12 protein-coding genes are annotated in these 21,377 nt (G+C 30.9%); 3 read left to right on the forward strand and 9 right to left on the reverse strand.

The window, feature by feature from the left end; genetic code table 11:
* Nucleotides 1-2: 2 nt before the first annotated feature.
* Together BXQ17_RS01975 and BXQ17_RS01980 are read right to left on the reverse strand one after the other, a co-directional pair.
* On the reverse strand, nt 3-1,001 hold the full coding sequence (locus BXQ17_RS01975; protein ID WP_077809016.1) for a glycosyltransferase family 2 protein: 999 nt from the start codon (nt 999-1,001) through the stop codon (nt 3-5).
* 69 nt (nt 1,002-1,070) lie between these two features.
* Nucleotides 1,071-1,514 (reverse strand): type I restriction enzyme HsdR N-terminal domain-containing protein, encoded by a 444-nt coding sequence (locus tag BXQ17_RS01980; RefSeq protein WP_077809017.1) that lies wholly within the window; start codon nt 1,512-1,514, stop codon nt 1,071-1,073.
* 26 nt (nt 1,515-1,540) lie between these two features.
* Here BXQ17_RS01980 and BXQ17_RS01985 point away from each other — a divergent pair, with 26 nt between their 5' ends.
* Genes BXQ17_RS01985 through BXQ17_RS01995 form a run of 3 tightly spaced genes read left to right on the forward strand, consistent with a single transcriptional unit; the run spans nt 1,541 to nt 3,497 of the window.
* Entirely contained in the window at nt 1,541-2,029 is a 489-nt protein-coding gene (locus BXQ17_RS01985) for an ATP-binding protein (RefSeq protein ID WP_077809018.1), read from the forward strand.
* Nucleotides 2,030-3,031, forward strand: a complete 1,002-nt coding sequence (gene holA / locus BXQ17_RS01990) for a DNA polymerase III subunit delta (protein ID WP_077809019.1) — start codon at nt 2,030-2,032, stop codon at nt 3,029-3,031.
* Between the two features lie 13 nt (nt 3,032-3,044).
* On the forward strand, nt 3,045-3,497 hold the full coding sequence (locus BXQ17_RS01995) for a DUF1569 domain-containing protein (protein WP_077809020.1): 453 nt from the start codon (nt 3,045-3,047) through the stop codon (nt 3,495-3,497).
* 43 nt (nt 3,498-3,540) lie between these two features.
* On the opposite strand, the gene BXQ17_RS02000 is transcribed toward BXQ17_RS01995, so the two are convergent.
* From BXQ17_RS02000 to BXQ17_RS02030, 7 genes are all read right to left on the reverse strand, one after another.
* Nucleotides 3,541-5,316, reverse strand: a complete 1,776-nt coding sequence (locus BXQ17_RS02000) for a long-chain fatty acid--CoA ligase (RefSeq protein ID WP_077809021.1) — start codon at nt 5,314-5,316, stop codon at nt 3,541-3,543.
* 367 nt (nt 5,317-5,683) lie between these two features.
* Nucleotides 5,684-6,481: a pentapeptide repeat-containing protein gene (locus BXQ17_RS02005; protein ID WP_077809022.1), complete on the reverse strand. Its 798-nt coding sequence runs from the start codon at nt 6,479-6,481 to the stop codon at nt 5,684-5,686.
* Between the two features lie 212 nt (nt 6,482-6,693).
* Nucleotides 6,694-7,521, reverse strand: a complete 828-nt coding sequence (locus BXQ17_RS02010; RefSeq protein ID WP_077809023.1) for an AraC family transcriptional regulator — start codon at nt 7,519-7,521, stop codon at nt 6,694-6,696.
* A gap of 57 nt (nt 7,522-7,578) precedes the next feature.
* Nucleotides 7,579-11,256 (reverse strand): phosphoribosylformylglycinamidine synthase, encoded by a 3,678-nt coding sequence (gene purL / locus BXQ17_RS02015; RefSeq protein WP_077809024.1) that lies wholly within the window; start codon nt 11,254-11,256, stop codon nt 7,579-7,581.
* Between the two features lie 162 nt (nt 11,257-11,418).
* On the reverse strand, nt 11,419-13,623 hold the full coding sequence (locus BXQ17_RS02020) for an endonuclease (RefSeq protein WP_077809025.1): 2,205 nt from the start codon (nt 13,621-13,623) through the stop codon (nt 11,419-11,421).
* A 69-nt stretch (nt 13,624-13,692) separates the two neighbouring features.
* The gene (locus tag BXQ17_RS02025; RefSeq protein WP_077809026.1) at nt 13,693-14,910 is read right to left on the reverse strand and encodes an RsmB/NOP family class I SAM-dependent RNA methyltransferase; all 1,218 of its coding nucleotides are present in this window, start codon (nt 14,908-14,910) and stop codon (nt 13,693-13,695) included.
* Nucleotides 14,911-15,055: 145 nt separating this feature from the next.
* The gene (locus tag BXQ17_RS02030) at nt 15,056-21,361 is read right to left on the reverse strand and encodes a T9SS type A sorting domain-containing protein (protein WP_077809027.1); all 6,306 of its coding nucleotides are present in this window, start codon (nt 21,359-21,361) and stop codon (nt 15,056-15,058) included.
* Nucleotides 21,362-21,377: the final 16 nt, after the last annotated feature.

The following is a 21,377-nucleotide window of genomic DNA, read 5'->3' on the forward strand; positions in this document are numbered from 1 at the left end:
TCTTATTTTAAGTTTTCAAATTTTTTTCTACCTAAAATAAAATGTTGCCAAACAACACTTGTATGTAAATTGTAGTGTTGTTTCTTTTGTAATAACTTTCTCTTCTTTAAATATTTATAAAAATTTTTATAGAAACTAAAATGTGCTTTTACAACAGCAAAAGTATGTACGGGTCTTAATTCGATTAGAAACTTTAATCCTGCAATTCCGTCTAAAATTAATCTAGAAAAAATTACAAATAAAAACCACTTTTTAGGCACGTTTTTTACAACATTTAGTAAACTATTTCTAAAGTTTAAAAATGTTTTATGCGGATTCGTTTCTTGTAAAGTTGCTCCGCCAACATGATAAACAGTAGACGCGCCAACATATTTTACTTTATAACCAATATTTTGAGTTCTCCAACATAAATCTATTTCTTCTTGATGTGCAAAATAATCTTCATCAAAGCCACCAAGTTTGTGATAAACATTTGCTCTAATAAACAAACAAGCGCCAGAAGCCCAAAAAATTTCTGAAGTATCATCAAATTGATTTTGGTCTGTTTCTAGAGAATTAAAAATTCTTCCTCTACAATAAGGGTATCCGTATAAATCTATAAATCCGCCAGCAGCACCAGCATACTCAAATTTAGTTTTATTTTTAAAATCTAATAATTTAGGTTGAATAATAGCTGTTTTATCATCATTATTAAAAACATCTAATACCGGTTTTAACCAATTTTTAGTTACTTCAACATCAGAATTTAATAAACAATAAATATCTGCATCAATAGCTTGTAAAGAATCGTTATAACCTTTTGCATAACCGCCATTGGTTGGGTTTTCAATAATTTTTACCGACGGATAATTCTCTTTAATATAAGAAATAGAGCTATCTGTAGAAGCATTATCAGCTACATAAACTTCGGCTTCATTTAAGCTAAAATTAACTACCGATGGTAAAAACTGTTCTAATAGTTTTTGACCATTCCAATTTAATATGACGATTGCTGTTTTCAAGGGTGCAAATTTACGTTATAAAACTTATTTAAAACTATTAGAAAATGGATAATTCTAATAAGATAATAACTAAATATAATCTGGTATGTCTTTTAAGAAAATATAAGTTTCATTTTCAAAGTCCATTTTACAATAAAAATGTTGCAAACCGTTGGTAACAATTAAATAATTTGCTTTTAATTTTAAGTTATATCTCGCAATTTGATCAAAAGTAGCTTGCGTAATTTTAATAGATGGCGCTTTACATTCCACAATAATATCTGGTTTACCTTTTGCATTAAAAATTAAAATATCTGTCCTTTTTTTTCTATTGTTTATCGTTAATTGTTTTTCTAAGGCAATAAGAGATTTCGGATATTTTTTTTCTTCTAAAAGATATAAAACAAAATGTTGTCTTACCCATTCTTCTGGTGTTAGTACCAAGAATTTTTTTCTTAAAATATCAAAAATAAGCATGTTATTTTCGTTACTTTTGAGACGGAAATTGTAGTTGGGTAGGTTCAGTTTTTGCATCGGTCAAAAGTAATTAAAAAACAGTTATGATACATTTATTAGTTGGTAATACTGGCGCAGGTAAATCTACATACGCAAGTAATTTAAAAAAAGAAACTTCTGGTATTATTTTTACTTTGGATAAATGGAATAAAGTTTTATTTTTTCCGGATAAGAAAGATATAGATGGTTTAGATTGGTTTTTAGAAAGAATTGACAGAGCAGAAATTATAATAGAAGATTTGATATTACAGTTAGAAGCTAGTGGTGTAGATAGTATTTTAGATGTAGGACTTTCTAAGTTTTTGCACAGAGAAAAGTATAGAAAATTCGCTAACGATAATACTATTAATGTTCAACTTCATTTTTTAGATGTTTCAAAAGAAATTAGAAAAGAAAGAGTATTAAAAAGAAACTTAGATAAAGGATTTACTTTTGAATTTGAAGTTAGTGAGGCTAATTTTGAATTTATGGAAAACTGGTTTGAAACGCCAACAGAAGAGGAATTACAAAATGCAATAATTATAAAAGAATAAATGAACGAAGTTAAAGCCATTGTATCAGATATTAAAAGCGGTACTATAAAACCCATTTATTTTTTAATGGGAGAAGAACCATATTATATTGATAAGATTTCAGATTATATTGAAGAACATGTATTAGATGAAGCAGAAAAAGGTTTTAATCAGCAAGTAATGTATGGTAGAGATGCAAGTATAGAAGATATTGTTTCTGCGGCTAAACGTTACCCAATGATGGCAGAAAGACAAGTTTTAATAGTTAAAGAAGCACAAGACTTAAGTAGAAATATAGAAAAGTTAGTTTCTTATGCCGAAAATCCGCAACCAACAACAGTTTTAGTTTTAAATTATAAATATAAAAAGTTAGATAAACGTAAAAAATTACACAAAGCGATTGCCAAAACAGGTGTTATTTTCGAGAGTAAAAAATTATATGAAAATCAAGTTTCAGATTGGATTCGTAGAGTTTTAAGCGGTAAAAAATACCAAATTGAACCAAAAGCAGCTTTAATGTTAGTTGAGTTTTTAGGTACTGATTTAAGTAAAATTTCTAATGAATTAGAAAAATTAATGCTTGTGTTACCAGAGGCAACAATTATTAACGATAAACATATCGAAGAAAATATAGGTATTTCTAAAGACTTTAATAATTTTGAGTTAAGGAAAGCAGTAGGAGAGAAGAATATTGTAAAAGCAAATCGAATTATTAATTATTTTGCAGAAAATCCAAAAAGTAATCCTTTAATAATGACTATATCTTTATTAAACGGTTATTTTACGCAACTACTTTCTTTTCATGGTTTAAAAGATAAATCAAAAAACTCTGTGGCAAAAGCAATTGGCGTTAGTCCGTATTTTGTTGATGAGTATTTTTTGGCAGCTAGAAATTATCCAATGCGAAAAGTAGCACAGGTTATTGCTATGTTAAGAGAAGCAGATGTTAAAAGTAAAGGAGTAGGAGCAAATCAAACAAGTCATGATATTTTAAAAGAATTGTTATTTAAAATTTTACATTAAAAAATAAATTAAAATGAAAAATATTTTTGAAAAAGAGGTTAGTAATAAGGTTATTGCTAGAATTGATAAATTAACAACATCTAGCCAACCACATTGGGGTAAAATGTCTGTTTCGCAAATGTTGGCACATTGCAATGTTACTTACGAAATGGTGTATACCGATAAACATCCTAAGCCAAATGCTTTTATGAAGTTTATGCTGAAATTGTTTGTTAAAAATGCAGTTGTTTCTGCTAAACCTTATAGTAAAAACGGAAAAACAGCACCTCAATTTATAATTGTTGAAGAAAAGGATTTTGAGCTAGAAAAAACAAGATTGATAAATTACATCAATCAAACCCAAGAATTGGGAGCTAAACATTTTGAGGGTAAAGAATCTCATTCTTTTGGTGCATTAACTTCACAAGAATGGAATAATTCCTTTTACAAACATTTAGATCATCATTTAACTCAATTCGGAGTTTAAAAATCAAAATAAAAAAACCGAGCATTAGCTCGGTTTTCTTTTTTTAAGGTCTATATATTTTTTCGTATAAATCTTTGTAAATATCTTTAATTATAGCTCTTTTCATTTTCATTGTAGGTGTTAAATGACCGCCATCAATAGACCAAACGTCTTTAGTAAGTTCAAAACGTTTAATACGTTCCCATTTACCAAATTGTTCGTTACATTTATCTACTTCTCTTTGAATTCTATTAATTACTATTTCAGAACTGATAATTTCTTCATTCGTTTTTCCAATTGATAAACCTTTTTTATCAATCCAATCTTTAATAAATTCAAAATTTGGTTGAATAATTGCTGCAGGCATTTTCTCACCTTCACCAATAACCATTATTTGTTCTATAAATAAAGATTGTTTTAATTCTCCTTCTAATAATGGTGGTACTACATATTTACCACCAGAGGTTTTAAACATTTCTTTAGTTCTTCCGGTAATTTTTAAGAAACCTTCTTTATCAAATTCACCTTTATCACCTGTATGAAAATAACCATCTTTTAAAACTTCAGAAGTTTTTTTAGGGTCTTTATAATAACCCAACATTACATTTGGTCCTTTTACTAAAATCTCTCCGTTCTCAGCAATTTTAACTTCAACTTTGCTTATAGTTTTACCAACAGTACCTATTTTAAAACCTTTGTTTTTTTGGTCGTTTACAGAAATTACAGGAGAAGTTTCAGTTAACCCATAACCTTCCATAATTGGCATGCCTGCAGCAGCAAAAACTCTAGTTAATCTTGGTTGTAATGCTGCGCTACCAGAAACCATAATCTTTAAATTTCCTCCCAAAGCTTCTTGCCATTTAGAAAATATTAGTTTTCTAGCTAAACTTAGTTGTTTTTCGTACCACCAACCGTTTGCGCCATTAGGCTCGAACTTTAGCCCTAAGTTAACAGCCCAAAAGAAAAGTCCTTTTTTAATTCCAGAAAGAGCTTCTCCTTTTAAAATAATTTTATCGTAAATTTTCTCGTACAAACGAGGCACTGCAGTCATTACGTTTGGTTTAATTTCTTGAGCGTTTTCAGATAATTTTTCTATTGATTCTGCAAAATAAATAGATACACCACAATATTGGTATAGATACAAAATCATTCTTTCAAAAATATGACAAACAGGTAAAAAGCTTAATCCTAAATCTTTACCATCGTCTAAAGGAACACGCTCTTTAGCGGCTAAAACATTAGAGACAATATTGTCATGAGAAAGCATTACACCTTTAGGTCTACCTGTTGTACCAGAAGTATAAATAAGTGTTGCTAAATCTGTTGGTTTTACAGCTTTTTTTCTTTGTTCAACTTCATCTTGATTTGCAGTATCTTTTCCTAATTCTAAAACATCTTTCCAAGATTTTTCTGAAGCAATATCATCAAAAGTAAAAACACCTTTTAACATTGTATTTGCTTTAATCTGGTTAAGCTTTTCTAAAACTTCTTCATCAGAAACAAAGCAATAAATAGCTTCAGAATGATTTAAAACATATTCATAATCTTCTTTACTAATTGTTGGGTAAATTGGTACATTTTGTGCACCAGTTTGTAAAACACCAATATCACAAATATTCCATTCTGTTCTATTGTTTGATGATATAACTGCAATTTTATCGTTAGGTTGAACACCTAATTTTAATAATCCTCTACTTAGTTGGTTTGCTTTTTCTACATATTCTTTGGTCGAAGTACTTACCCATTTATCATTCAATTTAGTTGATAACGATTTATTTAAATTATATGTTTCTAATTGATAATAAGGGATGTCAAATAACCTGGTAATTTCTATCGGCATAAGTTCTATTTTGTAAAATGCAAATTAGGGAAATTACTGCTATTTAACAAATACTTATTTTAAGAGATTATAAATTATTAAATCTTTATTTTTAGTCTATTATTATTTTTGATAATATAGAATTAATGCATTTTTTTTGACAATTAAGGTTTAAATTATTATTGTATTTAACTGCTTAATTTTTAAAAGTTTGCGTTTTAATAAAATAAAAAATTCTTAAAATATATGATTGATTCTAAAATTGAAAAACCTAGCTTTTTGATTAAAAAGCTAGGTTTAATTGGTTTTGGTCAGCCCCTAATCTAACCGTTTTTCCATTATGCTGCAATTTACAAATATTTAAAAAACTGCATATACGTATAAATACCTATTTATTATTTATTAAATATTTATTGAAGTTTTTACCGTTTATTTTGGTGTATTTAGAGTCGATTTCATAATTAACATCCATCCCTGTAATATCAAAACCACCAGAAACATTCATGTATTTTATATTAAGATCTTCTTTAAATTGAGTGTTGTTAAATGAAACTCCGTTTTTAAATTGTGTATATTTAAATGTAGCGGTATCCTTAAATATGGCATTTGCAAAACTTACATTTTTACTAAATTTAGCATACTTAAATGTTGCAACTTCATTAAACTTGGTTTTATAAAAGTTGCTTTTTTGAAGGAATTTAGCATATTTAAAAGTGTTATCATCATTAAAAGTTGAATATGAAAAATCTGAATCTTTGTCAAAATCAGAATATTTAAACATAGCTTTTCTAGTAAATTCACAGTTTTTAAAAATTACTTCTTCTTCAAAACTTGCTGTAAAAGTATAACCAGATTCTTCTGTAGGTATGTAAGCTAAAACATCATTATTAAAAGTGCAGTTTTTAAAAGAAATTTTTACGCTAATTAGTTTTTTGATTTCGTTTGTATTACTGTTATTATTAGAGTTCCAATTAAACCAACTGCTTTTTTTCTTTTTAGGTACATTTTTTAAAGCATCATCCATAAATGTTAAATCTAAAACTCCTATGATTGTTGCATTTTTGATTGAGATATTTTTGCCATTTTTTATATCATTTAAAATAGTTGATGCTTCTATTTTCTTTTGAGAAAAAATAGAATTGTTTATACAAATCGTTAAGATTAATAGAGTAATTATTTTTTTCATGTTATAAAGTTTTAGTGTTTTATATAATGACTTTGTAAAACCTGATTTGTGACACTTTCTTTTTTAAAAATTAAAAGACCGAGAATACATCTCGGTCTTTTGCCTAAAACTAAAATACTAAAATAAATTTTACATCATTATATATAAATATCAGCCCCCCCAATATCGATTGATGAAAATCTAATATAAATATACAACGAGTAAATATGGATTTAATGTAAATAATCGTACTTGGTATTTCTAAAAATCTCTTTTATTAATAAGAATTCGTCTTTAAAATAGTCTTTTAAAGATTTTGACGTAAACGATTTAAAATCTTTGGCAAAGTGAGATTCATCGTAATAATCATACATATAAATTAGGTCCTTCAGTTCAATTTTTTTTCCTTCATATTCTTTCATTAATTTCTTAAATCTATGAATTCTAATGTATTTAGAAGGTGTTAAGCCTACTGTTTTTTTAAAATTGGTTTCTAAAGTTTTTTGACCAAAGGGTAAGTCTTCTAAAATTTCATTGACAGAAATCATTCCTTCTTTAAGATGAATTTTTTTTACAAGTTCATCTATAATTAAGGTATTTTTATTTTCTGTTAAAGGCAAGGTTAGAATATAATCTTCTAGTTTATCGAATACTTGGTGATATTCATCTTTTCCTTTTAAAAAAATGTTTTCAAGTTCTGAAGTTATTACTTGGTTTATTTTATGAAAGCACTTGTATTTATTAGTTATTGATGAAGCATCGATATTGGTTAATTTGTGTAAAGATGTAGCTTTAAAATTCATACCGCAAACAATACCTTCTTTATATAAATTAAATTTATAAGATTTACTAAATTGGCCATAAACACTAAGCTTATGTAAATCTGTAACTTCTTTTGCGAGAGATATTCTTTGACCTTTACTATAAAAATAGGCTAAACCAGAAAAGTTTAAAGGCGGAATTATAGCTTCTAACGGTACGTCTTTTTTTTGATAATCAATTAAAAAAAACTCCTCGATTAAATGAGAAGTTTTTGTAACATCAAAATAAGTTAGCTCCATAGAATTTTAATTATAATTTTAAAAATAAAAAAAAAATCCTATAAAGCTATTTTTAATTTATTTTTTATTGATTATCCAGTCTTTTGCATTTACAAAAGCTTGTAGCCAAGGTGTAACTTCATCTTGTCTATCCGTAGGATAATTTGCCCAATTCCATTGAAAAGTAGAGCGTTCTATATGTGGCATTGTAACTAAATGTCTACCAGTTTTATCACACATCATTGCTGTATTAAAATCAGAACCATTTGGGTTATTTGGGTAACCTTCGTAACCATATTTAGCAACAATATGATAATTATTTTCAGTTTCTGGTAAGCTAAATTTACCTTCACCATGAGAAATCCAAACCCCTAACTCTGTACCTGCCAAAGAAGATAACATTACAGAATTGTTTTCTTGAATTTTTACTGATGTAAATGAACTTTCATGTTTTTTAGAATCGTTGTGTACCAATTTTCCATGAACTTTATGTTCTGGATTAATCAAGTCTAACTCCATCCATAATTGTGCACCATTACAAATACCAACAGATAAAGTATCTTCTCGTTTAAAGAAGTTTTTTAAAGCTGTATTTGCTTTTTCGTTATATTTAAAAGCACCTGCCCAACCTTTTGCAGATCCTAAAACATCAGAATTAGAAAAACCACCAACAGCACCAATAAATTGAATGTCTTCAAGAGTTTCACGACCAGAAATTAAATCTGTCATGTGTACATCTTTTACATCAAAACCAGCTAAATACATAGCATTCGCCATTTCACGTTCTGAGTTAGATCCTTTTTCTCTAATAATTGCAGCTTTTGGTTTCTCAGTTACAATTTTAGGTAATTTACCTGTAAAGTTTTCTGGAAATTTATATGTTAAAGGCTGTTTTTTATAATTATCAAATCTATCTTGCGCTAAATTATTAGCAGTTTGTTTTTGATCTAATAAGAAAGAAGTTTTATACCAAACATCTCTAAGTTCTGCAACATCAAAAGAAAAGTTATCTGTGTTATTTTTTATGTTTACAATACCAGAGTTATTTGCAGTACCAATTTTAAATACCGCAATACCTTTATCTTCTAATTCTTTTTCTACTGATGTATCCGCTTGAAATACAATTCCGGCATTTTCAGAGAATAATACTTTTATAGAGTCTTCTTCATTTAAATCAGAAATATCGAAGTCTGCACCTAAATTTACATCAGCAAAACACATTTCTAATAAAGTTGTTATAAATCCGCCAGAAGCAATATCGTGTCCTGCCTTAATTTTATCAGCTTTAATTAAATTCTGAATTGCATTAAATGTCTTTTTTACATAAGAAGAATTTGTAACATCTGGTGTTTCGTTACCAATAGCATTTAAAGCTTGGTTAAAAGAGCTTCCTCCTAATTTATATTCGTCTTGAGAAATATTGATGTAATAAATATTTCCACCATCAATTTGTAAAACAGGCTCTACAACTTTAGAAATTTCATTACAGTTTCCGGCAGCAGAAATAATAACAGTTCCCGGTGAAATTACATCTCCATCAGGATATTTTTGTTTCATTGATAAAGAATCTTTACCAGTTGGCACGTTGATACCTAAATCTACAGAAAACTCAGAAACAGCTTTAACAGCTTTATATAAACGAGCATCTTCGCCTTCGTTTTTACAAGGCCACATCCAATTTGCAGATAAAGAAATTGAACTTAAATTATCTTTTAAAGGCGCCCAAATAATATTTGTTAATGATTCTGTTATTGCATTTCTACTTCCTGCCTCTGGATTAATTAATGCAGAAATAGGAGCGTGCCCAATAGAAGTTGCTACACCTTCTTTACCGTTATAATCTAAAGCCATTACACCAACGTTGTTTAACGGTATTTGTAAAGGACCAACACATTGTTGTTTGGCAACTTTACCACCAACACATCTATCTACTTTATTTGTTAACCAATCTTTACAGGCAACAGCTTCTAGTTGTAAAACTTGCTCTAAATAGATTTTTAAATTTTTTGTTTTGTAACGAGGATTTTTATAATTTCTGATAACAGTTTTATCTGTCATTATGGTTTTTGGCGAAGAACCAAACATATCTTCTAAAGCTAAATCCATTGGTTTTTCGCCAGTAGTTTTAGATTCGAAAGTAAAACGATTATTACCAGTAACTTCACCAACAGTATACATTGGCGAGCGTTCTCTTTCTGCTATTTTTTGAAGTGTTTCTGTATGTTTTTTAGCAATTACCAATCCCATTCTTTCTTGAGATTCGTTACCAATAATTTCTTTTGCAGATAAAGTCGGATCACCAACAGGTAATTTATCTAAATCGATTTTACCACCAGTATCTTCTACCAATTCTGATAAACAATTTAAATGTCCGCCAGCACCATGATCGTGAATTGATACAATAAAGTTTTCATCACTTTCTACCATACCTCTAACTGCATTAGCAGCACGTTTTTGCATTTCTGGGTTAGATCTTTGTACAGCGTTTAATTCAATTCCTGATGCAAATTCTCCGGTATCTGCAGACGAAACTGCAGCACCACCCATACCTATTCTGTAGTTTTCACCACCAAGAATAACAATTTCATCACCATCTTTTGGTGTATCTTTTAAAGCTTGTTCTGCTTTACCGTAACCAATTCCGCCAGCTTGCATAATTACTTTATCGAAACCTAATCTTCTTGCTTCAGCATCACTAGAAGCTGCATTTTCTTTATGCTCGAAAGTTAAAACAGAACCTGTAATTAATGGTTGCCCAAATTTGTTTCCAAAATCCGAAGCTCCGTTAGAAGCTTTTATTAAAATATCCATCGGAGTTTGGTATAGCCAATCTCTGGCTTCAAATTTTTGCTCCCATGGTCTTTTTTCTTCCAATCGCGAGTAAGAAGTCATATAAACAGCTGTTCCTGCTAAAGGTAAAGAACCTTTACCACCAGCAAGTCTATCTCTAATTTCTCCTCCAGAACCAGTAGCAGCACCGTTAAAAGGCTCTACAGTTGTTGGGAAATTATGTGTTTCTGCTTTTAATGAAATTACAGAATCAAAATCTTGTGTTTGATAAAAATCAGGTTTATCTGCTGTTTTAGGAGCAAACTGTTCAACTTTTGGTCCTTTTATAAAAGCAACATTGTCTTTGTATGCAGAAACAATGTCATTAGGGTTTTGCTTTGATGTTTCTTTAATCAATTTAAAAAGAGAAGTTGGCATTTCTTCTCCATCAATAACAAAAGTTCCGTTAAAAATTTTATGACGACAGTGTTCTGAGTTTACTTGAGAAAACCCAAATACTTCAGAATCTGTTAATTTTCTATCTATTTTTTTTGCTACACTTTCAAGGTATTCAACCTCTTCTTCGCTTAAAGACAAACCTTCTTGATTGTTATAAGCAGCAATATCATCAATTTCTATAATTGCTTTTGGTTGAATATCAATAGCAAATGAGTCTTGATGTAAGCTCTTAAATTTTTCTGAAATCATTGGGTCAAAATCAGAAAAATCTTCTGAAACAGCTGTAAATTCTTCAATTCTAATGATGTCAGAAATACCCATGTTTTGAGTGATTTCTACTGCATTTGTACTCCATGGTGTAATCATTGCAGCTCTAGGGCCAACAAAAAAAGCATCTATTGATGCCTCATTTATTTTTGGTTGATCGGCAAAAAGCCAAGTCAATTTTGCAATTGTTTCTGTTGTTAATTCTTTTGTTGTTTGAACAGCGAATACTTTACTGTTTTTGTTTCCAAAGAAATGAATCATTATTGTGTTGTGTTAGCGTTTGTTGTAAATGACAAATTTACTTTTTTTCAACTTAATTTTAACTATTTATTTACGCGAAATTATATAGTTTTTTCAATAGGTTTTTAACAAAAAAAAAGACGACTTAAAATTGTCGTCTTTTAAATTTTACTAAGTAATTTCTTATTGTTTGATAAACTTTTTTGTAATCGATTGGTTTTGCGTATTTAATTTTAATAAATACATACCTTTAGATAACTTAGAAACATTTATAGAACTGTTTGCGTTTTCTATTGTTTCTGATTGTACTAATTTACCTAAAACATTATAAATATTTATAGTTGCTTTTTCGTTGATATTAAAAAATAACTTGTTTCCTGTAACAGGGTTTGGATACATTTTGAAACCGTTTAAGGTCTCTGAGTTTGTACTTAGAGTTACAGTGTGACTTCCAATGCCGTTAAATGTGTTTTCAGGAAAAGCAGTCCATTCACCTGTTTTATCAAAAGTAGTGTTAGGTGCAGTAATATCTCCGTTTCTTCTTAGTGTTACGTCTTTGGCAAATATTGCACCATTTCCAAAAACACCAATCATATCAATTAATACATCGTCTTTAAATAAAGCAACTGCGTCATCACCATTAAAGTTTACTGGTTGACCATAGTTTGTGTCGATATTATTTGGTTGCACTAAATCTACTTGTCCATTAGGATTAGATGCAGAATATGGTTGTAATTCTGGAGCAGAGTTATCTCCGTTACCAACAACAAAAACATCTCCAGGAACAATACTTTTTACAGATCCTTTATCTAAAGCTAAAGGTGTAGTCCAAACACCAGATCCATTTCTTTCTAACTTTAAAACATATCCTGCTAAACTTACAGTGCTACCTGTTAAGTTTACAATTTCAATGGCTTTATTTGTACCACCATTTCCTTCAACATATTCAGAAATAAACAATTTTGTTGCAGTACCACCAGATGAACCGTCGGTAGTTGTTGCGCTAACTGCTGCAGATTTTGCAGACATATTATTGTCTTTGTCTTTAGCTAATACTGATACGCTATAAGTAGTAGATGTTGCTAAATTTATGATTGCATAATTTGTGTCTGTTGTATTTGCGTGAAAAGTATCATCTAAATAAACGTCATAACTTGCAACGGCATTATTATCTGTAGATGCAGACCAATTTACCATAAAAGAGCTGTCTGTAACATTTGTAATTGTAACATTACTAGGTACAGTTGGAGCTGTTGTGTCTGATAATGTTTGTCCTGTAACTACGTCACTTGCTTCAGAACTATTAATTTGATCTTTAGCAATAACTTTAAAGCTATATGATGTACCTGCTTCTAAACCGGTAATAGAAGTATTAGTTGTTGTAGTTTGTTTTGTTAAAACATTATTAACATAAACATTATAACCTGTAACACCAACATCATCTGTAGAAGCTGTCCAATTTAAATCGATTGATGTTAAAGTTATATTACTTAAAGTTACATTTGTAGGCTTAGTAGGTGCTTGTGTATCGCTACTAGTGTAAATACCCCAAGTATCTTGTGCTGCATCTCCGCCCCAAATTCTAGTTGCTAAATATGGATTATCTATAAAAGGGTTTCTGTTTCCTTGCGCATAAGTATTCGAAGTATTTTCATGAAATGTATTACGAGCTTTTTCAAAGTCTGAAACAGGATCTTCTGCATTCCATTTTAAAAATAAATCAATCATGTCATCTGGCGTAAATTGATTACTACCAACACCTACAGCAGTAGGTAAACATTGGTCTCCGTAACGAAGATACATGTACATAATAATTCTAGCAACATCACCTTTCCATTCATCTCCAGGATACCAACCTCTTGTATTTGCACCTTCAGGACCGTTGTAAGTTACGTTAGAACGAGAAGAATTACCAGTACCTATAGCAAATTTATAATTATTTCTTTCTGAATTTCTGTTTTTATCTGCAGGTCTTAAGTTGTGTGCATCTGTACCAGGACCAGGATTATTTGTAACCAAACTTGGGTTTGCCAAAGATTTAGAAAAAACATGTTCTCTGTTCCAAACAAAGTTATCACCATTTCCTCTATCTTGTAAAGAATTATCTCTAGTTCTGTCGTTTGTAATATCTTGGTCGGTTCCATTTTCCCAACCATAAATTAAAACAACTTTAGATGCATCGACATCTTTGTCTGTAACCTTAGAAGCTTCCCAAACACCAGGAGTGTAACTTAATAAGTTTGTGTGTGTACTAATAATTTTTGTTGCTAAAGCATCTTTTAAATCTGTACCAGTTAATTGTAAATTAACATCATTGTAATAAGCTTCTTGACAGAAAGAAATTAAAGAGGTTAAAGTAAGAATACTAAAAAGTAATTTTTTCATCATATGTATTTATTAAAAATTAAAAAATAGATATTTCTTTTTCTGCAATTAAACCTTAATACTAGCAATATATTAAGCTTGTTTTTTTTCTAAAAGCGCCATATAAAATCCGTCGAAACCAGAAATATGAGCTAATACTTTTTTATCTTTTACAAAAGTAAAGTCTTTTCCTGCTTCTGATGTTAAGAAATTATTAACTTGATCTTGATTTTCTGAAGGAAGAATTGAACAAGTAGCATACACCATTTTTCCGCCTGGTTTAACCATTTTAGAATATTGTTGTAAAACGTCTTGTTGAACTTTTTTAATATTGTCTATAAATTCTGGTTGTAATTTCCATTTAGAATCGGGGTTTCTTCTAATAACACCTAATCCAGAGCATGGTGCATCTATTAAAACTCTATCTGCTTTACCGTGTAGTTTTTTTATAGGTTTTGTAGAGTCGATAACTCTTAAATCTATATTGTGGGCCTTGTTTCTTTTTGCTCTTACTTTTAGTTTACGTAGTTTGCTTTCGTAAATATCCATAGCAATAACTTGCCCTTTGTTTTCCATTAAAGCAGATAAATGTAAAGTTTTACCACCAGCACCAGCACAGGTATCTACTACTTTCATACCAGGTTTAACATCTAAATACGCAGCAACCAACTGAGAAGAAGCATCTTGGACTTCAAAAAAACCATTGTGAAAAGCTTCTGTTTTAAACACATTTGCTCTTTCTGGTAATACCAATGCATCTGGATGATTTGGTACAAATTCTGTAATTACGTTTTCTGCTCGTAACTTTTTTTGAAGTAATTCTTTAGAAATGTTTAAAGTATTAGTTCTTAAAATAACTTTTGCTTGCTCGTTTAAAGCGGCAATTTCTTTGGTCCAAACTTCATTTCCTAATTCTTTTTCGCATAAGTCATCCATCCAATCTGGTATAGATTCTCTAAATTTTCTTGTTTTAGAAAGTTCTGCAAAACGACCTTTAATTCTTCTTTCTGGTACATCACCAATTTGGTTCCAGTCTGGTAAAGCAATTCCTCTTAGAATACACCAAACAGAAAAGAGTCTCCAAATATTATCTCTATCATAAGGTACTTTTACTTCGGCAATTTCTGCATAAAGTCTATTCCATCTTACAATGTCGTAAATTGTTTCTGCAACAAATTTGCGGTCTCTAGCGCCCCAGCGTTTATCTCTCTTTAAAGCTTTTTCTACTGCTTTATCTGCATAAACGCCTTCGTTAAATATATCTCTAATACTGTCTATAACAGCAAATGTTAAATTTCTATGTAATCTCATTTTTTAAAAATGTAATGGAGTTCAAAGATACATGAAATAAAAAATATATTTGGTTTAGTTTTGCAATCAATTTATAAATAAAAAAAAGGTTTTCTGAATTGTTATCTTCAGAAAACCTTTTAAAATTTTAAAATAATTAATTTAACTATTCAGAGACTATTTTTTTACTGATTATACCTTTATCAGTTTGTACATTTACAATGTAAACTGTCTGTGATAAGTTTTTAGTTTTTAATCTATTTTCTATAGAATTTTTAAAGATGTTCCAAGAAGCCATTTTTTGACCTAACAAATTAAATAGTAATACCTTTTTAATTTCTAAATTCTCGTTATTTTGAATCACCAATTCTTGTTGTTGATTGTCTAAGAAGATGGTAATTTTGTCGTTTAAAGGATTTTCTAAATTATCATCTACACTTAATGTAGTTTCTCCTTTAAATACAATAGCAAATCTATCTGTGTAAACGCCCTTTTTTAGTTGTAAAGCAACTTCATTATTGGTTAAAGATTGAGTTGTATTGTGTAACTTGTCTTTTAAAAATATTTCTGTATTTATTCCAAAAGAATCATCAATAGTTAAAATATTTGTACCATCATAATCCATTAGAACCTCAAAAGGGATTTCTAATTCTGAAGAAAAACCTTGAATTCCTGCAATTACATATTTGCTCTCGTTATTTGGGAATTTCCAATAAATATCAGTTGAACCGATGTCAAAAATAGGACTATCATAACCTTTATCAAAGTTAAAAGTATTGTTACTGCTAAAAGAAACCCCTATTTGTCTGTGTAAACTGCTACCTTCATTACTAATAAAATCCATTCCTAACTTAATAAACGGAAGTTTGTTAAAGTCTCCATTATCATTTTTAGAAGTGCTATTCTTTTTTTCTTTTTTATCAGTTTTAAAAAACACAGCATTTCCAGACGCTTCAGAGACAAATTCTCTTTGACTATTGTTAAAAACAATAGGCCCACCATCTGCATCGCCACCTACAAAGAACCCTTGACCAATAGGTATATAGGTTCCTGGAGTTTTATATAGTGATGCATCTGAACCTGCAGAAGGAATACAAGAAATATTTCCATCATCATCACTAATAGAGATGTTGTCTAAAGAAAAGTTATTAGTATCTAAAGATTCTATTCTAATGGTAGATCCTACAATAATACACTTTTCAATATCAAAATCTGTAAAAATAGTACTTGGATCTAAAGTATAGGTATCTATTTCTGTACCGTTTACTAAAAGTCTTAAAGATTTTCCATTAGCAGCTTTATATGTTAAAGTAAGTTTATCTGTTGCTCTTGTAATTTTATCGAATTCTATAAAATTAATACCATTATTTAAAGTTACAACATCTATGGAATTATCTGTGATTGTTGTTCCATTTGTTACTGCATTTTCTGCCTCTATTGTAATGCTAAATGCACCTACAGTGGGTTTGCCAACACTAGATACTCCCATTGATAGGTTTATGGTTGCATAACCACCTACATAACCGTTATAACGATGTCCATCAATGGCTTCTGCAGTAGATTCTTCTCCTACATGATCCCATAAATAAACACTACCATCTATAGAGTTTAAATTGTCTTTTATAAATTTAAGTGCATTTAAAGAAGAAGGGAAGGGGTTTCCTAATAAATAAGATTCTTGCGCTCCAACAGAAACGTTCATTTCACCATCATTTGGATTTCCAACAAATGTATAGTTTTGTGCCACCCCTGGACCTTTAAAAATAAAACCATCTGTTTTAAGGTTGATACCAGATTTAAATTTCTGAATCCAGTTAGCTCTAGCTCCATTAGAACTAGAAAAGGCATAAATCCAATAATCTGCAATGTTAATTGGTGTTCCAGTACTACCATCAAAACCACTTACAAAGTTAATATCTCTAGCAATATTATTAATATCTTGACCAACAACTCCCGTAAATGAAACTGGGTTTGTACCATCTTTTAATACATCTTCTACAGTATAGGTATTTGCATTTAAAGAGGTTACAGGAGAACTCATATAGTTATATCTGTAAATATTTGCCAATGTAGAATTTTGCTCTGTATATAGTTTTCCATTTCCACTAATATCTGCTAATCCTGGATGTGTTTGGACAAGCTGGCTAGAACCAATTAAACGAATTTCTGCATTGTCTGTTATATTTAGATTATTAGTAACCACTAAAAGTTGGTCTTCAATACCTAAAATATTAGTGCCTAATACTTCTAATTTTCTTGCGCTTAATCTTTCGTTAAGGTGATTGTAGTTTTCTGCAATAGAAACAAATCTAGATCTATCAGGGAAACCATTATCCCAATCATTTCCAGTTCTAGTTGTTTTGTTTATTCTATGCAAACCTAAACGAGTATTTGCATCTGGGTTAGCTCCTGTAATTTCTGAAAGTAAAGGGTCATGAGGATGTCTTTCTGCAACTGTGCTTAAAAACTCATAAGGATTTAAAGCATTATCTATAAAAGTAACCCACTCACTTTCTGTATAGGTTTTATTCGTAGCAGTAGTTTCATCTATTCTTACCAAAGATGTTTTATTTTCAATGCTAGAAACAATATCATATCTGTTTTCCCAAGCAGTAGCACCTGTAGTTGTTGATAAAATGATGATGTCATTTCCTCCATCAATCTCTGTTAAGTTATCATTATCTATAGGAGTTCCAGTTACTGTAGCCAAACTACTACTTGTATTTTTTAATAATACAGATTCACCTGCAGGTAGCTCGCTTGCTAGTGTAAAAACAGCATCAGGATTAGTGCCATCTAAAACTCTATTTTTATCTCTAAAAAGAGCCACATTTATGCTGCTTGTAGGTATTGCATCTGTGGGATGTATATTGGTAATTTCTACCCAACGTTCATTTCCAAATTGATAGACTTGCGTAATCATAGGTGTACCTGCAAAATTAAGCACTGTAACCGTAATTACATTACTAGTATTTTCTGTAGAACAGCTATTGGTAACACTTGTGGCAACTCTTCTATAATAGGTGGTTTGTGTAATGGTACCATCATCAAAAGTAGCACTTGTAGCACCTCCAATATCAGCAAAACCTGCAATGGCACTTGTTGTACTTTTTTGCCATTGATAAGTTACACCACCAAAACCAGTAGCGTCTTGAATTGATGTAAAAGCAGCTACATCATCTCCAGATGAAACAATTTGGTTTTGACCTACAATTCCCGGATTTGTAACTTCTATTGATATGGTTATTGGATATTCTTGACTTACAATACCGCCTGCAGTTTTAAATCTAATAATACCATTATATACCCCTGCATTAGGACTAACAGGTACCGTAATTGTTATTGGTGAAACTGGTAAAGCAACATCAGTTAAATCTAAAAAACCTTGTAAATTAGCAACATCATTAAAATCTACAGTATATAAAGTTGGCGTATCTCCACTTGCAAGAGAATAACTAAAGTCTGCAGTTGTAATTCCAGAACATTGAGAAACACTTGTATTACCAAAGGCAACCATTGGTGCATTAGGATCTAATATGGTAATGGTTATCGGATAGCTTTTTTCACAACCATTTACGGGTTCTTTAACAGTTACCGAAGCATTATAAACACCTGCAGCTACATTTGCAGGTACATTAATAACTATTGGAGATACAGGTAATGTTGTAAGTGCTACATCTACAAAACCTGCAGTATTAGCAGCAGCATCAAAATCTATACTATATTGGTCTGGTCCATTAGTAGTAGCCGAATAAGTTAAATTTACAGTTTGGGCACTAACATTTTGGGTTGCAAAAGGATTAGGTCCAAAAGTAACGGTTGGAGCAGGATTGATAACTACTTGTACACTATTAGATTCTACTATAGTACAGGTAGCTAATATTTTAAATGCTCTTACTTTAAGAGAAGTTATACCAAACTGTATAGGGTCTGAGTCTATCGTTTTGTCTGCAGCTGTAGATGGTCCAACAATAGAAGGCCCAACCATATTATTGTCTTGATCTAACAATTGATATACTAAACCAGGTTGTGCATCTACAATGGTAACAGTAAAAATACTGTTTTCACAAATAGGTGATGCGGTTACTGCTGTTATAGTTGGTGTTACAGGAGGTATACATACCACTACTTTTGATGATGATTGATCACTTTCACAACTCCCAGCAGCACTAGATGTTGCTGTTACGGTAACTACTGCGTCTGTATAAAGTTCATCAAAAGAACCACCATTATCTAAACCAGCTATTGTCCAATTTCCTGAAGCATCTGTTGTGCCCGTTTTTCCGTCAATTATAGAGTCGTCTAGGTATAATTGTATGGTAGAACCTGTTGGTAGACCAGAACTAGTACCAGTGATACTTAAATCTCCTTCTGTAATTGGATTTGAAGTGATGACTAAATCTGTAAAAATAGTTTTAGAACTTATTAATACCTCGTTAGAAATAATACTTGCTACTTCTCCTGTATTTTGGACGGTTACTGCAACATAATTTCCAGCAGGAATATTAAGTCCTGTTACTGTCCAATTACCATTAGAATCTACTGTTGGTGTTGTACCTACTTGAGAATCGCTTGTGGTAACGCCAGTTCCCACTCTAGTATACAATCTTATTGTTCCTCCAATTTCGCTAGAAGTACCAGAAATCTGTGTAGCATTGCCATCGAAACAACCTTCTGTATTTACTGCAGGTTGAAATGATTGTGCTACAACAGTAGTATTTGAACTAATGCTTGGACATTCTGTTGACGCCTGAATATTCATAACATATAATACATCTCCAGATATAAGTTCTAAACTAGAGATATCGATTGACCAAGCAGTACTTCCGTTAGAAGCAGCTTCTAAACCTGTAAATAGATCGTTTTTAAATAACCTTACTGTAGAATCTGTTTGAGCTGTTCCAGAAATGGTTGAAGAAGTATTTAATACGGGGTTAGGTGTATCAATGGTTATTGCACCACTAACCGTACCAAAACACCATGTATACACTGCACTTGCTGCAGATTGACAATTTGTATCTGCTGCATCCATAATAACAGCAGTATAATTTCCAAAACCTTCACCACCTGTGTTACCCGCAAGAAGTTCCCAACTACCTCCTGCACCTGTTGTTACCGTAAAGTAACCAGTAGTTGGATCTGTGGGATGACTTCCCCAAGAAGTTAATTCTATACCATTTCGAAAAATACGTAATTGTATGGCAATTCCACTTGCAAAACTTGAAGTACCAAGAATTCCCTTACCTCCTTTAGTACCTACTTGAGTAATACCAGGAGCAGCAGGTGGTGTACACCCCGTAAGTGCAACATTTTCTATATCACAATTGTCAAAAGAAGTTCCTCTTACTATTGTTGTACCATCTTTTATAGTTGCTGTTGCTTTTATTTTTTGTCCTTCTGTAATTGCACCTGGAATAGTATAAGTCCACGTACCATTTGTTGTTGTAGTTGTAGGAGACCCTTGGCTAACCCCATCAATAAAAATTTCTATTTCTGTAGTACTACCAGATACAAATTCGTTTGTTCCATTAATAACTACACCAGTACCAGCTATAATAGGACCTGTTATTTGAGGACAATCTGCTCTTTCTACAGGGTCTTCATTAGCATCTACCGGAGTTTGATTATTGATGGCATCTTCAAACAAATCGTCTTTTATACCAGAATCATCATCTACACCGCCAATATCAGAGGTTGTATTTTGTCCTATAGCTTCTTTTGGAGCAATAGAGGTGATAGACAACATTCTGATTTTAGTGGTAGCATCTAAACCTGCAATACTAGCATAAGGCAAATAAAAGTCATAAAAATAATCTGGATCATCACAAACCGTGGTCAATGCCAAAGATTTAATTGCGTTAGATGTATAAGGCTCTGATGCAAGTGTAGGACCTCCGGAAGCAGAACCATCAATATTAAAAGCATCAATGGTGAAATTGGTTCTTAAGACAATCTCTATTTCAAATCCGGGATTTCCATTTACTGCATTTGGGTCTGCATTAGGTCCAGAAAAACCAAACTTTTGATCTGTATCTATAAGTATAGAATATCCCTTAGAATTTGGTTTAGCATCACCCAAACGAAATCGAAACAACATATTAGTACCATCTGTATAGAAATATGTAGAATCATCATTTGCATCGGTAACCATATCTGTAAAACCACAATTAGGACCTTTAGAAATGTCACCAACAGGTTCTGGAAGCAGTCGAGGTATTGGTTTATAAGTTATTTCATTATAAAGTATGTCATTAACGTCAGTAGCATTTATATTAGCAGGGAACCCTACGTTGGTAAACTGACTTGGTGTTTCTGATGGTGGTAAAGAAACGTAACCGTCTCCATTTGGATCTAATACACCATTAGGGTCTGCACCTTCAATAATAAGACCAGGTGTTTGGGCACAAATACTTGAATAAAAGAATAGTATTTGTAAGAGCACTAATAGGCTGATTTTTTGTTGTTTCTTCATAATGTATATATATATA

The organism is Polaribacter sp. BM10, from assembly GCF_002005425.1.
Taxonomy (GTDB): domain Bacteria; phylum Bacteroidota; class Bacteroidia; order Flavobacteriales; family Flavobacteriaceae; genus Polaribacter; species Polaribacter marinaquae.